At 75.5% G+C, this 13,253-nt stretch carries 12 protein-coding genes; 7 read left to right on the forward strand and 5 right to left on the reverse strand.

Annotated elements, in window-relative coordinates; all coding sequences use genetic code 11:
- Position 1 precedes the first annotated feature (1 nt).
- Both ACIOHG_RS10330 and ACIOHG_RS10335 read left to right on the forward strand, forming a co-directional pair.
- Positions 2-898 (forward strand): carbohydrate ABC transporter permease, encoded by an 897-nt coding sequence (locus tag ACIOHG_RS10330; protein WP_400947824.1) that lies wholly within the window; start codon positions 2-4, stop codon positions 896-898.
- Between the two features lie 71 nt (positions 899-969).
- Positions 970-2,016: a LacI family DNA-binding transcriptional regulator gene (locus ACIOHG_RS10335; protein ID WP_400947826.1), complete on the forward strand. Its 1,047-nt coding sequence runs from the start codon at positions 970-972 to the stop codon at positions 2,014-2,016.
- A gap of 32 nt (positions 2,017-2,048) precedes the next feature.
- Here ACIOHG_RS10335 and ACIOHG_RS10340 read toward each other — a convergent pair whose 3' ends face one another.
- A complete protein-coding gene (locus ACIOHG_RS10340) occupies positions 2,049-2,786 on the reverse strand; it encodes a response regulator (RefSeq protein ID WP_400947828.1) in 738 nt (245 codons plus the stop codon).
- On the reverse strand, positions 2,783-3,934 hold the full coding sequence (locus tag ACIOHG_RS10345; RefSeq protein ID WP_400947830.1) for a sensor histidine kinase: 1,152 nt from the start codon (positions 3,932-3,934) through the stop codon (positions 2,783-2,785). Before ACIOHG_RS10345 ends, ACIOHG_RS10340 begins: the two co-directional genes overlap by 4 nt.
- A 168-nt stretch (positions 3,935-4,102) precedes the next feature.
- Between ACIOHG_RS10345 and ACIOHG_RS10350 the strand changes: the two genes are divergently transcribed.
- The 3 genes from ACIOHG_RS10350 to ACIOHG_RS10360 all read left to right on the forward strand — a co-directional run bounded on the left by ACIOHG_RS10350 (position 4,103) and on the right by ACIOHG_RS10360 (position 8,155).
- Complete coding sequence (locus ACIOHG_RS10350; RefSeq protein WP_400947832.1) at positions 4,103-5,296, forward strand: alpha/beta hydrolase family protein; 1,194 nt, start codon at positions 4,103-4,105, stop codon at positions 5,294-5,296.
- A 135-nt stretch (positions 5,297-5,431) separates the two neighbouring features.
- Positions 5,432-6,409, forward strand: coding sequence for a sigma-70 family RNA polymerase sigma factor (locus tag ACIOHG_RS10355; protein ID WP_400948495.1), 978 nt, complete (start codon positions 5,432-5,434; stop codon positions 6,407-6,409).
- Positions 6,410-6,523: 114 nt separating this feature from the next.
- Positions 6,524-8,155 carry a hypothetical protein gene (locus tag ACIOHG_RS10360; RefSeq protein WP_400947834.1) on the forward strand — a complete coding sequence of 544 codons (1,632 nt, stop codon included), beginning with the start codon at positions 6,524-6,526 and terminating at the stop codon, positions 8,153-8,155.
- Between the two features lie 21 nt (positions 8,156-8,176).
- Here ACIOHG_RS10360 and ACIOHG_RS10365 read toward each other — a convergent pair whose 3' ends face one another.
- Both ACIOHG_RS10365 and ACIOHG_RS10370 read right to left on the reverse strand, forming a co-directional pair.
- On the reverse strand, positions 8,177-8,470 hold the full coding sequence (locus tag ACIOHG_RS10365; protein ID WP_400947836.1) for a hypothetical protein: 294 nt from the start codon (positions 8,468-8,470) through the stop codon (positions 8,177-8,179).
- 172 nt (positions 8,471-8,642) lie between these two features.
- Positions 8,643-10,868: an MMPL family transporter gene (locus tag ACIOHG_RS10370; protein WP_400947838.1), complete on the reverse strand. Its 2,226-nt coding sequence runs from the start codon at positions 10,866-10,868 to the stop codon at positions 8,643-8,645.
- 96 nt (positions 10,869-10,964) lie between these two features.
- Here ACIOHG_RS10370 and ACIOHG_RS10375 point away from each other — a divergent pair, with 96 nt between their 5' ends.
- The gene (locus ACIOHG_RS10375) at positions 10,965-11,549 is read left to right on the forward strand and encodes a TetR/AcrR family transcriptional regulator (protein ID WP_400947840.1); all 585 of its coding nucleotides are present in this window, start codon (positions 10,965-10,967) and stop codon (positions 11,547-11,549) included.
- A 75-nt stretch (positions 11,550-11,624) separates the two neighbouring features.
- Here ACIOHG_RS10375 and ACIOHG_RS10380 read toward each other — a convergent pair whose 3' ends face one another.
- Positions 11,625-12,416, reverse strand: a complete 792-nt coding sequence (locus ACIOHG_RS10380) for an SDR family NAD(P)-dependent oxidoreductase (protein WP_400947842.1) — start codon at positions 12,414-12,416, stop codon at positions 11,625-11,627.
- Between the two features lie 134 nt (positions 12,417-12,550).
- Here ACIOHG_RS10380 and ACIOHG_RS10385 point away from each other — a divergent pair, with 134 nt between their 5' ends.
- Positions 12,551-13,132 carry a TetR/AcrR family transcriptional regulator gene (locus ACIOHG_RS10385; RefSeq protein WP_400947844.1) on the forward strand — a complete coding sequence of 194 codons (582 nt, stop codon included), beginning with the start codon at positions 12,551-12,553 and terminating at the stop codon, positions 13,130-13,132.
- Positions 13,133-13,253 lie beyond the last annotated feature (121 nt).

A 13,253-nucleotide genomic window follows, 5' to 3' on the forward strand; every position in this document is an offset into this window, starting at 1 on the left:
GATGAGCACCACCAGCACGCCCGCCCGCCCCCGCACCACCACCGCCTCGCGCCGGACGGGCTCGTCCCCGCGCCGGACGGCCTGGACGCCGACCCTGCTCCTGCTGCTGGGCGCGGTGTACTGCCTGGTGCCGGTGGTGTGGGTGCTGACGGCGGCGACCAAGAGCCGCGACGAGCTGTTCACCACCTTCACCTACGCACCGGGCACCGGCTTCTGGAGCAACCTGTCCGAGCTGTCCTCCTACCGGGGCGGCGTGTACTGGCAGTGGATGGCGAACTCGGCGCTGTACGCGGGCGCGGGCGCGCTGCTCTCGGCGGCGGTGTCCGGCGCGACGGGCTACGCGCTGGCCAAGTACCGCTTCCGGGGCCGCTCGACGGTGTTCAACGTGCTGCTGGCGGGCGTGCTGATGCCGCCGATCACGCTGGCCGTCCCGCAGTACCTGCTGATGGCGAAGGCCGGCCTGGCGGACAGCTACTGGTCGGTGCTGCTGCCGAGCGTGCTGTCGCCGTACGGGATCTACCTGGCGCGGATCTACGCGGAGGCGGCGATCCCGGACGAGGTGGTGGAGGCGGCCCGGGTGGACGGGGCGCGCGAGTGGCGGCTGTTCCGGAGCGTGGCGCTGCCGATGATGGTGCCGGGGCTGGTGACGGTGTTCCTGTTCCAGTTCGTGGCGATCTGGAACAACTTCCTGCTGCCGTACATCATGCTCGGCGACGACCACCGGTTCCCGGTGACGGTGGGCCTGTACTCGCTGCTCCAGCAGGGCGCGAACCAGCCGGCCCTGTACACCCTGGTGATCACCGGCGCGCTGCTGTCGATCCTGCCGCTGATCGCGCTGTTCCTGGGGCTGCAGCGGTACTGGCGGGTCGACCTGCTCTCCGGCGCGGTGAAGTCCTGACGGGCCGCCGGCCGGGCCGCCCCGCCAGTACAGTGACCCCGACACCTCGAACCGCAAGGACCCGCATCCCGATGACCGAACCAGCGCCCCGCGGCCGGGCGGCCGGACGGCCGAAGCGCCCGCCGACCATCCACGACGTCGCCGCGGTGGCGGGCGTCTCGCGCGGGACGGTCTCCCGGGTGCTGCAGGGCGGGCACAACGTCAGCCCGGCCTCGCAGCGGGCGGTGGAGGCGGCGATCGCCGAGCTGGGCTACGTGGTGAACCGGGCGGCCCGCAGCCTGGTGACGCAGCGCTCCGGCTCGGTGGCGTTCCTGCTGACGGAGCCGCAGGAGCGGTTCTTCGAGGACCCCAACTTCACGACGCTGCTGCGGGGTTGCACGGCGGCGCTGGCCGAGCACGACATCCCGCTGCTGCTGATGACGGCGGGCGACGACGCGGAGCGCCGCCGGGTGACGCGCTACCTGGCGGCGGGCCACGTGGACGGCGTGCTGCTGGTCTCCTCGCACCGGGGCAACCCGATGATCGAGCACCTGCGGGAGGCGGACATCCCGATGGTGTGCTGCGGCCGCCCGCTGGGCCAGCGCGGCCGGGTGCCGTACGTGGCGGCGGACGACCGGGAGGGCGCGAAGGACCTGGTGCGCCACCTGCTGGGGTCGGGCCGCACCCGGGTCGCCACCATCGCGGGCCCGCAGGACACCCCGGGCGGGGTGGAGCGGCTGGCCGGCTACCGCGAGGTGCTGGCCGAGTACGGCCTGCCGGTGGACGGGGCGCTGGTCGCGCAGGGCGACTACAGCCGGGCCGGCGGGGAGGCCGCGATGCGCGAACTCCTGCTCCGCGCACCGGACTTGGACGCCGTCTTCGTGGCCTCCGACCTGATGGCGGACGGCGCGCTGTCGGCGCTGGAGCACGCGGGCCGCTCGGTGCCGGGGGACGTCGCGGTCGGTGGTTTCGACGACTCGCCGGTGGCGGCGAGCGCCCGGCCGCCGCTGACCACGATAAGGCAGCCCTGGGACCGGATCTCCGCCGAGATGGTCCGCCTGCTGCTGGACCGGATCGCCGGCCACGAGGCGCCGACGGTGATCCTGCCGACCGAACTGGTGGTCCGCGCCTCGACCTGACCCGCCCTCCCCCCGGCCCCGGTGACGCACCGTCAGGAGGGGCGCGGCCCGCGGTGGGCGGCGTCTGCGGGGGAACCGTCCCGGGCGGCGGGCGGGGGGTTCCCTCCTGCGGTGACCAGGCCCGTCTCGTAGGCGATGACGACCAGTTGGGCCCGGTCGTGGGCGTGCAGCTTGGCCAGCAGCCGCCGGACGTGCGTCTTGACGGTCGCGGTGCTCAGCCCCAGGTGCTCGGCGATCACCGGATTGGGCAGTCCCCGGGCCACCAGGCGGAGCACTTCCCGTTCGCGCGGGGTCACGCCCGTCAGCTCCCGGGCGAGTCGCGGGCGCGGCTCGTGGCGTCCGGCGAACTCGTGGATCAGCCGGCGGGTGACCGCGGGCGCGAGCAGGGCGTCGCCGGCGGCGACCACCCGCAGGGCCGTCAACAGGTCGGCGGGGAGGACGTCCTTCAGGAGGAATCCGCTGGCCCCGCCGCGGAGCGCCGCGTACACGTACTCGTCCAGGTCGAACGTGGTGAGGACCAGCACCCGGGTGCCGACGGCGGCCGGGTCCGCACAGATCCGCCGGGTGGCCTCCAGGCCGTCCGTGCCCGGCATCCGAATGTCCATCAGCACGACGTCGGGCCGCAGCCGCCGGGCGAGTTCGACGGCCTGCTCGCCGCTGACGGCCTCGCCCGCGACGGCGAGGTCCGGCGCGCTCTCGATCAGCAGCCGGAAGCCCGTCCGCAGCAGCGCCTGGTCGTCGGCGACGAGGACCCGCACCGGTCGGTTCACCGGACCGCCTCCGGTCCGCAGGGCAGCCGCGCGTGCACCCGGAACCCGCCCGTCGCCAGCGGCCCGGCGGTGAGGGTCCCGCCGCACATGGCCGCCCGCTCCCGCATCCCGACGAGCCCGTGCCCGCCGCCGGGGCGCCGGGGCGGGAACCGGGGCAGGAACCGGGACGGCCCGTCGTCGACGACCTCGATCTCGACCGTCCCGGGACCGGTCCGGGACAGGGTGACTCGGCAGTCCGCCGACCCCGCGTGCCGGACGACGTTGGTGAGGGCTTCCTGGACGATCCGGTAGACCGCCAGCTCCACCCCCGGGGGGAGTGGCGGGCCCGGGTCGACGGACAGCTCCACGCGCGGGCCCGCGCCGTCCGCGAGCGCGGGCAGGTCCGCCAGACCGGGTGCGGACCCCGGCTCGGCCCTGTCCCCGTCCCCGTCCCCCGGTGATCGCAGCACGCCGAGCATGCGGCGCATTTCGGTGAGCGCCGTCCGGCCCGCCGCCCCGACCAGGGCGAGGGTCGGCTCGGCCTCCTGCGGCCGGGTGGCGGCCACCGCCCGGGCCACCTCGGCCCGGACCGCGATGACGGTCAGGTGGTGGGCCACCACGTCGTGGAGCTCGCGGGCGATCCGCAGGCGCTCGTCCGTCACGGCCTGCCGGGCGGCGAGTTCCGCGGCCGACCGCTGCTCCCGCAGCGCGGTGCCCACCAGCCAGGGCAGGGCCGTCATCAAGGACGCGAAGACGACGGCGCCCGCGGCCCCGGCGGCCGGAGCCGGTTCCGGGGCGAGGGCCGTGGCCGCCGCAATGGCGCCCAGCGCGCAGCCGAGCGCCGTCGCGGACCGGCGCCGCGGTTCGCGCGCCGCCACCGTGTACAGGACGACCGCGACCGGGACCCAGGACTCCTCCCACCCGGTGAACGCCGTGGCGAGGACCGCTCCGGCCAGCACCGTGCCCAGCACCGGGACGGGCCGTCGGCGCCGCACCGCGACCGGCAGCCAGACCGCCGCCGCCACCGCTCCCGCGCCCCAGCCGCCGCCGCGCGCCTGGCTCGCGCCGAACGCCAGGGCGAGGAGCACGGCCGCGCCCGTGTCCACGCCGTGCCACTGCCCGTCCCCCAGCCGTCCGGCCACCAGCGGCCGTGACTCCCCGTCACCCATGCCGGCCACGCTACCGAGGCGGGGGCCCGGGGCCCGTCAGCCCGGAGGACGTCATCCCGGGGGCCGAGTCATCCGCGCGGCCGATGGCCGTCGTACCCTCCTGGGCTGACCCCGGGTTCCTTCCCGGGGGCGAAGCCGCCGGGCCGCCCGGACGGAACAGTGGAACGCATGAAACGGAGAACACTGCTGTCCTCGGGCGCCGCACTGGCTGCCGCCCTCACCCTCCCCACCACCACCGCCGCCGCCGCCGCCGCGCAGGCGGAGCAGGAGGAACCCGTGCGGTTCCAGCTGCCCGCCCCGAACGGGCCGTACCCGGTGGGCACGGTCGCGCTGCACCTGGTCGACACCGCGCGGCCGGACCCCTGGGTGCCTTCCCGCCCCTGCCGCGAGCTGATGATCAGCGTCTGGTACCCCGCCCGCGGGGGCGTGGCCCGCCCCGTCGCGCCCTGGATGCCTCCGGCGGCGGCCGACCGGTACCTGAGCCTGCTCGGCCTGCCTCCCGGCCGGGTGCGGCTGGGCGACACCCACGGCCGCGAGGGCGCCCCCGTCGGCGGGCCCCCTGGCCCGCTGCCCGTCGTGCTCTACTCGCCCGGCGCCGACGCGTCCCGGTCGTTCGGCACCGGCGTCGCGGAGGACCTGGCCGGCCACGGCTTCGTGGTGGTCACCGTCGACCACACCTACGACGCGGCGGTGGTCGCCTTCCCCGGCGGACGCGTCGAGACCAATCCGGCGGGCGGCATGGACGACTACGGCAAGGCGCTCGCGGTCCGCACCGCCGACGTCCGCTTCGTGCTGGACCGGCTCGCCGTCCTCCGCGCGGGCGGCCGGCCCGGCGTCGGCCGCACCCCGCTGCCGGTCGGCCTGCGCGGGGCGCTCGACCTGGGGCGGGTCGGGATGCTCGGCCACTCCCTGGGCGGCGCCGCCACCGCCGCGACGATGCTCGCCGACGGGCGGATCACGGCGGGGGCGAGCCTGGACGGGGGCGCGGCGGGCCCGGTGGTGGCGGCCGGGCTCGACCGTCCCTTCCTGGTCGTGGACACCCTCGGCAAGGGCGGCATGGCGAGCACCCCCGCCCTGCGCACGTTCTGGTCGCACCTGCGCGGCTGGCGCCTGCACCTGACCGTCCGGGGAGCCGCGCACCAGTCGTTCGGCGACGACGCGCTGATCCTGCCGTTGCTCGCCCCGCTCCTGGGCATGTCGCCGACCGACCTGGCGGACGAGGTCGGAACGATTCCCGCGCAGCGGGCGCAGGCGTTCCAACGCGCCTACCCGCGCGCCTTCTTCGACCTGCACCTGCGCGGTCGGGGGCGGCTGCTCGACGGCCCCTCCCCCGACTTCCCCGAGGTCGACTACGCCCGGTGAGGAGGTCCCGGTCGGGAAGGTCCCGGTCGGGGAGGTCCCGGTCGGGGAGGTCCGGCCGGGGAGTTCCCGGCGAGAGCACCTGCGGTCGGCCTCTCCTGTCCTGTCGTACCCCCGCACTAGGCTGGTCGGGTGCCAATGATCATGGATCGTGACGGGGTGGCGGAGCAGCTGGAGCCGTTTCGGCGGGAGCTGACGGCGTACTGCTACCGGATGCTGGGTTCCGCCTTCGAGGCGGAGGACGCGGTGCAGGAGACGCTGGTCCGCGCCTGGTCGAAGTTCGACGGGTTCGAGGGCCGTTCCGCGCTGCGGACGTGGCTGTACCGGATCGCCACCAACGTGTGCCTGGACATGGCGCCGGCGGCGCAGCGGCGGGCCCGGCCGATGGACCTGACCTCGCCGTGCCCGGCCGCGGCGCCGGACCTGGCGCAGTTGGCGGAGAACGTCTGGGTGGGTCCGGTGCCGGACGAGCGGGTGCTGTCGGGCGATCCGGCGGAGGTCGCGGTGGGCCGGGAGTCGATCCGGCTGGCGTTCGTCTCGGCGCTGCAGAAGCTGCCGGCCCGGCAGCGGGCGGTGCTGATCCTGCGCGAGGTGCTGGCCTGGTCGGCGGCGGAGACGGCGGAGCTGCTGGAGACCTCGGTGCCGTCGGTGAACTCGGCGCTGCAGCGGGCCCGGGCGACGCTGGGCGACCGGCCGGCGGCGGGCGAGACCTTCAAACCGCTGGACGAGACGCAGCGCGCGCTGCTGGCCCGCTACGTGCAGGCGTTCGAGGCGTTCGACATCGAGGGCCTGAAGCGGCTGCTGCACGAGGACGCGGTGCTGAACATGCCGCCGTACCAGATGTGGGTGCAGGGCGTGGTGGAGCTCGGCGAGTGGTGGCAGGGCGCGGGCTGCGGCTGCGCGGGCTCCCGGCTGATACCGGTGCGGGCGAACGGCGAGCCGGCCTTCGCCCAGTACCGCCCGGCCGAGGACGGCGCGGGCTGGACGCCGTGGGGCCTGACCACCTTGGAGATCGTCGACGGCCGGATCGCCACCATGACCAACCACATGGACGTGGAGCGCCTGTTCCCGCTCTGGAACCTCCCGATGCGCCTGACCGAGGACCCGCGCGCCTGACGCCCCGTCGGCACCGCCGGCGCCGGTGCGGGAATGTGTTTGACGCCGGGTCGGCCCGCTGTCAGAGTGCTCCCGCCACGAGATCGAACGTATTCGAAACAATGGGGGGATCACATGTCAGCGACCACGAGCCGACGGCTGGCCGCCGTGCTCGGCGCCGCTACCGTCGTCCTGATCGGCACCGGTGTGCCGACGGCCTCGGCTGCGGGCGGCCGGTCGGCGGTGACGGAGCCCCGGGCCGTGCCGAGCCCGGGTTCGCTCGCGGGGGGTCCGACCGACGCCTGCGACGACAGCACCGCGCCCGGCTGGATCACCAGGACCACCGCGCCCGTGCTCACCGCGCGCACCACCGCGCCCGGCGCCCGCTTCAAGGTGTGGAACGGGTCGGGCGCCAAGGTCTTCGACCAGCAGGTGCCGGCGGCCGCGGACGGCACCGTCGAGGCCCGGCCCACGGGGCTGGCCGAGGGCGCCGGGTACTCCTGGCAGGTCTGGCCGGACTACGGCCCGGGGGGCGGAAATCCCACCACCGCCTGCCACTTCGGGATCGACACCGCGCTTCCGCAGTTCGCCGTCGCGTCCGCCGACTTCCCGCTGTCCGGCACCGGGGGCACGCCGCAGAAGTACGCGGGCCAGACCGGCACGTTCACCGTCGCGGGCACCGACGCGGGCTCGGGCGTGGCCTGCTACGAGTACGCGCTGAGCTCCACGCCGGGCTTCGGCGCGCCCTGCGCGAGCGCGGGCACCGTGGCGGCCGGTCCGGACGGCAGCGCGGCGTTCCCGCTGCAGCCGACCCAGTGGGGCACCAACGTCCTCACCGTGCGGGCCGTCGACAAGGCGGGCAACACCACCCCGCCGTCGACCTTCACCTTCTACGTGCCCTCGAACCCGAACCCGCCGGCCGCCCCGGGCGACGTGAACGGCGACGGCGTGCCGGACATCCTGCTGCCCGACGCGGCCGGCAACCTGCAGATCATCAGCGCGGACGCCTCCAGCACCGTACCGACCTCGACGGTCGCCGCCTGGCGTGCGCCGAACCGCACCAGTTGGACGGGCCTGCAACTGGTGCACCGCGGCTGGGACGGGTCGCACGCGCCCGTGGACGACCTGCTGGCCCATGAGCCCGGCGACCCGAGCCTCTCCCTCTACCGCAACTCCGACCTGGGCGGCTTCGCCCGCGGATCGATCTGGGTCCAGCGGGACACCAACCCGTTCGACCCGGACAACCCGGACGGCCCGCCGCCGGCGCCGCCGGAGGGCTTCAATCCCAGCTGGTCGAAGGCCACCCAACTGGTGGCGCTGGGCGCGCTCGGGGCGGACCAGCGGACCTCGGTCGTCACGGTCGAGGACAACCACCTCTGGCTCCTCACCGGCCCCAGTTACGGGTACAACTACGCAAAGTTCGTGCGGCTCTCCGACGCGGACGCCTGGGGCGGCTACGACCTGGTCGCCCCGGGCCGGGCAGCCGACGGCTCGCTCGCGCTCTGGGCCCGCGAGCGGGCCACCGGCACGCTGCGGTCGTACGCGATCCCGAAGCAGGCCGACGGCACGTACGACTTCTCTGCGCTGGCCGACCCGGCGACGGGCACGGTGATCGGCACCTTCCCGGTCGCCGAGTACCCGACGCTCGGCAGTTCCGGCGACGGCAACGGTGACGGGCGGCCCGACCTGTACGCGGTCACCGCCGACCGGCACCTGCTGACCTTCGACGGCACCGCCGCCCCGAAGGATCTCGGCGTCCTGCGCTGATCCCGACCGGCGGGCAGGCGCTCAGCCCACCCGCCGGTCCTCCGCGTCCTCCTCCACGGGCAGCGCCCCGGCGAGGCCGGTGAGGTCGAGCAGCAGCCGCAGCCGGGGCCCGGCGCCGCGCAGCACCACCTGGTGGCCCGCCCGCCGGGCGAGCACCGCCAGCCTGCCGAGCAGGTGAAGGTCCCCGGGGGCGGGCTGCCGCACGTCCGCCACCAGCAGGGCGACCCGGACGGGGGCGGCGTGCCCGGCCAGCAGGTCGGCGAGCCGCTGCTCGGCTCGGGGGCGGTCGTGCGGCGCGAACTCCAGGGTCTCCATGCCCGTTCTGACCGGCGGCCGCCCCGGGATTCATCGCTCCGGCCCGGGTCCGGCCGAAAATCCCCCGCCGGGAGCGACGGGGCAGGCGGGGCAGGGGCCGCCGGCCCGATCGACGGAGCCGCCGCCCCGCCCGGTCGGCCCCGCCCCGCCGCCCCCGGTCGGCCCCGCCCGGTCAGCCCTGTCCGGTGCCGGCGCCCGCCTGCGCCTGCGCGGGCAGGCGGGGCGTGGCGGCGGGGAGGTTGGCGCCCTCGATGTCGACGTCGGGGGTGAGGCGGTCCAGCCAGCGGGGCAGCGCCCAGGCGCGGCGGCCGAGCAGCGCCATCGCGGCGGGGACCAGGGTGAGCCGGACCACGAAGGCGTCGACGAAGACGCCGAAGGCGAGGGCGAAGCCGATCGACTTGATGATCGGGTCGTGGTTGAACACGAAGCCGCCGAACACCGCGACCATGATCAGCGCGGCGGCGGTGACCACCCGTCCGCTGCGGGCCAGGCCGTGGGTGACGGCCCCGGCGGCGTCGCCGGTGTGCTGGAAGTGCTCGCGCATCCGGCTGACCAGGAACACCTCGTAGTCCATGGCGAGGCCGAACAGCACGCCGATCAGCAGGACGGGCAGGAAGCAGGTGACGGGCCCGGCGGAGGGCACGTCCAGCAGGCCGTTGAGGTGGCCGTCCTGGAACACCCAGACGGTGGCGCCGAGCGAGGCGCCGATCGACAGCAGGAACCCGAGCACGGCCTTGAGCGGCACCAGCACGGAGCGGAACGCGATGGTCAGCAGGATCAGCGCGAGCACCACGATCAGGCCGACGAACAGCGGCAGCGCATCGGCCAGCTTCGCCGAGACGTCGATCGCGGCGGCGGTGGCCCCGGCGATGTAGAGGGTGCCGCCCTCGGCGGCGACGGTGCCCTTGTGGGCGCGCAGCCGGTTGACGAGGTCGGTGGTGGCCCGGTCGTCGGGGCCGGTCTTCGGGACGACGGAGAGGGCGTACAGGGTGGAGTCGGCGTTGGCGACGGGGCGGCCGACGGCGACGACGCCGGGGTCGGCGGAGATGGCGGCGTGCAGTTCGGTGAGCGCGCCCTCACGGTTCGCGGCGGGCATCGAGCCGGTGTCGAGGACGGCGAGCAGGGTGGCGTTGAAGCCGGGCCCGAAGCCCTCGCTGAGCAGGTCGTAGCTCTTGTGCTGGGTGCTGGCGACGGGCTGCGAGGCGTTGCCCGGCAGGCCGAGGCGCAGGTCGCGGGCGGGCAGCGCGACGGCGAGCAGCGCGACCACGCCGGTGAGCAGCACCAGCAGCGGGCGGCGGGTGACGCCCCGGGCCCAGCGCGCCGACCAGGTCTCCCCCTTCGGACCCGTGGTGGCCTTCGCGGCCTTCGGGGCCTTGGGAGCCTTGGGAGCCTTGGGGCGCAGCCGTTCGCCGGCCAGGCCGAGCAGGGCGGGGACGAGCGTGACGGCGATCAGGACGGCGATCAGCACGGTCGCGGCGGCGGCCAGGCCCATCACGGTGAGGAAGGGGATGCCGGTGACGGCGAGCGCGGCGAGCGCGATCACCACGGTGGCGCCGGCGAAGACGACGGCGCTACCGGCGGTGGCGGTGGCCCGGGCGGCGGACTCCTCGACCTCGGTGCCGGGTTCGGCGAGCTGTTCGCGGTGCCGGGCGATGATGAACAGGGCGTAGTCGATGCCGACGGCGAGGCCGATCATCAGCGCGAGGACGGTCGCGGTGCCGGTCATGTCGACCACGTTGGCGACAAGTCGGGCGCCGAGCACGCCGATGCCGACGCCGACGAAGGCGGTGAGCAGCGGGAGTCCGGCGGCGACCAGCGAGCCGAGGGCGACGGCGAGCACGACGAACGCGACGACCACGCCGATGATCTCGGCGGGTCCGCCGACCTCGACGGGGGGCGCCATCACGGTGCCGCCGTACTCGACCTGGAGTCCGGCCGCGCGCAGCGGCGCGGTGGAGTCGGTCAGGGCGTCCTTGGCGCTCTGCGGCACCTCGTGCGCGGGCTGCTGGAACTGGACGTCGGCGAAGGCGATCCGCAGGTCGGGCGAGACGGTCCGCGCGGTGTAGGGGTCGGCGACGTGCACGACGCCGGGGACCTTGGCGGCGTTCTTCAGGCCCTCCTCGACGGCGGCCTTGGCGGCGGGGGCGTCCAGGGTGCTGCCGGGCGGCGCGGCGACCACGATCCGGGCGGTGCCGCCGGCGGATTCGGGGAGTTCGCGCTCCAGCAGCTTCTGGGCCTGCCGGGACTCGATGCCGGGGACGGAGAACTCGTTGCTGACCGGACCGGCCAGGGTGGTGCCGAGGACGCCGATGGTGGCGAGCAGCAGCACCCACAGTCCGATGACGAGGCCGCGGCGGCGGACCGCCCAGCGTCCCCAGGCGTACAGGACCGACGCCATCACGTCTCCCTCGTGTTCGACGAGCCAGTAGGTTTTTACAACCTAAGGTAACTTTGCAGTCGACTGCAAAATTACCGCTGCTGGTAGCATGCCGCCATGGCAGAGGGCGCGAGAGCACGCGGCAAGGCCCGGCGCCGGGAGGCGATCCTGCGGGCCGCCTACGAGCTGTTCGCCGAGCGGGGGTTCGACACCACGACGATCGCCGAGGTCGCGGACCGCGCGGAGGTCTCGCCGCGCACCGTCACGCTGTACTTCCCGACCAAGCTCGACCTGGCGACCTCGCACCTGTCCGAGTTCACCGAGCGGCTGAGCCACGCCCTGGAGACCCGCGCCCCCGGGGTGACGGCCTTCCAGGCGCTGGAGGCCTGGCTGCGCGAGGACCTCGCCGTCCACGACGGCACGGACGAGCTGGACCGGCTCCGGGAACGGATGCTGGACCGCAATCCGCAGCTGCGCGCCCTCGCCAGCAGCGGCCTCGCCGAGGCGATCCAGGAGGGCGCCCGGATCTTCGCCGCCGAACGCGGCGCCGCCCCGGACGCCTTCGTGCCCCGGATGGTCGCCGCCGCGACCGCCGCCGCCCTCGGCGAGCTGTACGCCCGCCCCACCGAGGCCAACCTGGAGGCCGCGATGGACTTCCTGTTCGGCGGGATCACCGCCCTCCCGGGGGACGACCGCCCCTGACGGCGCGTCGCCCCGACGGCCCGGCGGCCCGGCGGCCCGGCGGCCCGACGGATCAGGAGAAGGTGCCGCCGCGGGTCAGGAGAAGGTACCGCCGTCGACGGACAGCACGCCGCCGGTGAGGAACGCGGCGGCGGGCGTGGCGAGGAAGACCACGGCGGCGGCGATCTCCTCGGGACGGCCGTAGCGGCCGAGCGCATTGGCGGCGCGCTGCGCGTCGGCGTGCGGGCCGTCCTGCGGGTTCATCTCGGTGTGCACCGAACCGGGCTGGACCACGTTGACGGTGATGCCGCGCCCCGCCAGCTCCTGCGCGGCGCTGCGGCTGTAGGCGGTGACGGCGGCCTTGGTGGCGGAGTAGTCGGCGAGGCCGGGCAGTCCGGGGCGGGCGGCCAGGTTGGAGCCGATGGTGACGATCCGTCCGCCGTCGGCGAGCCGGGTGGCGGCGGCCCGGATCGCGGCGGTCACCCCGGTCACGTTGACGGCGAGCTGGCGGCCCAGCGCCGCCGCGTCGGCCGGCTCGTCGACCCGGCCGGCGGCCAGCACGCCCGCGTTGTTGACCAGCACGTCCAGTCGGCCGAAGTCCGCGGCGACCGCGGCGACGAGTGCGGCGACCTGCTCGGCGTCCCCCTGGTCGGCCCGGTAGGCGGCGGCCCGGCGGCCCAGTGCCTCGATCCGCCGGACCACCTCCTCGGCGCGCTCCGCCGAACTGCTGTGGCTGATCGCCACGTCGGCCCCGGCGGCGGCCAGGGCGAGCGCGGTGGCCGCGCCGATGCCCCGGGAGCCCCCGGTGACCAGGGCGGTGCGGCCGGCCAGCACGTCGGGCGCGAAGGTCCGGGCGGCGGTGGTGTCGGCGACAGCGGTGAGCGTCATGACGGTTTCCCCTCCGAGTTCTGTACCGTGCGGTACACAAGCGGGACGCTACCATATCGATCGGTACAGAACTCGGAACGGCCGGAACCGCGCACCGCGAGGCGCGCCGCGAACCGGCGGAAGGGCAGGGCGAAGTGACGGGGCGTCCGCGCACGTTCGACCTCGACGAGCGGCTGGAGTGCGCGATGCGCGTCTTCTGGCGGCACGGCTACGAGGGCACCGCGCTCTCCGACCTGACGGCCGCGATGGGCATCAACCGGCCCAGCCTGTACGCCGCGTACGGCAACAAGGAGGCGCTGTTCGGGCTCTGCCTGGACCACTACCACCGCGGCCCGGCCCGGCACGTGCACGAGGCGCTGGCCGCGCCCACCGCCCGGGCGGTCGCCGAGCAGTTGCTGCGCGGCACCGTCGAGGTGGTCACCCGCCCCGAGGGCCCGGGCTGCCTGCTGGTGCACGGCGCGCTCGCCACCGGCCCCGGCTCGGCCGCCGTCCGGGCCGACGCCACCGCCCGGCGCGCCAGGTCCCGGGCCCGGCTGCGCCAACGGCTGGAGCGGGCCGCCGACACCGGCGACCTCCCGCCCGGCACCGACCCGGCCGCGCTCGCCGACTACCTCAGCACCCTCACCTACGGCCTGGCCGTGCAGGCCGCCGACGGCACCCCCGCCCCGCACCTGCTGCGCACCGCCGAGTACGCGCTGCGCGTCTGGCCCACCTGACCGCGCCCCGCCCCCGGCGCCCCTCGCCGCGTCCCCCGGAAACGCCGGACCGCCCGGCCGCCGCAGGGTGTGCGGCGATCGGGCGGTCCGGTCCGTACGGGGTCCGTCGACGTTCCGTCGG

The organism is Kitasatospora sp. NPDC088134 (assembly GCF_044741705.1).
GTDB lineage: Bacteria > Actinomycetota > Actinomycetes > Streptomycetales > Streptomycetaceae > Kitasatospora.

Bases quoted from the DNA above. Each gene is read 5' to 3' on its own strand.
- ACIOHG_RS10375 (WP_400947840.1), top strand. From the start codon at position 10,965: ATGGCAGAGGGCGCGAGAGCACGCGGCAAGGCCCGGCGCCGGGAGGCG.
- ACIOHG_RS10335 (WP_400947826.1), top strand. From the start codon at position 970: ATGACCGAACCAGCGCCCCGCGGCCGGGCGGCCGGACGGCCGAAGCGC.
- ACIOHG_RS10380 (WP_400947842.1), bottom strand. From the start codon at position 12,416: ATGACGCTCACCGCTGTCGCCGACACCACCGCCGCCCGGACCTTCGCG.
- ACIOHG_RS10330 (WP_400947824.1), top strand. From the start codon at position 2: ATGAGCACCACCAGCACGCCCGCCCGCCCCCGCACCACCACCGCCTCG.
- ACIOHG_RS10360 (WP_400947834.1), top strand. From the start codon at position 6,524: ATGTCAGCGACCACGAGCCGACGGCTGGCCGCCGTGCTCGGCGCCGCT.
- ACIOHG_RS10370 (WP_400947838.1), bottom strand. From the start codon at position 10,868: ATGGCGTCGGTCCTGTACGCCTGGGGACGCTGGGCGGTCCGCCGCCGC.
- ACIOHG_RS10355 (WP_400948495.1), top strand. From the start codon at position 5,432: ATGATCATGGATCGTGACGGGGTGGCGGAGCAGCTGGAGCCGTTTCGG.
- ACIOHG_RS10350 (WP_400947832.1), top strand. From the start codon at position 4,103: ATGAAACGGAGAACACTGCTGTCCTCGGGCGCCGCACTGGCTGCCGCC.
- ACIOHG_RS10345 (WP_400947830.1), bottom strand. From the start codon at position 3,934: ATGGGTGACGGGGAGTCACGGCCGCTGGTGGCCGGACGGCTGGGGGAC.
- ACIOHG_RS10365 (WP_400947836.1), bottom strand. From the start codon at position 8,470: ATGGAGACCCTGGAGTTCGCGCCGCACGACCGCCCCCGAGCCGAGCAG.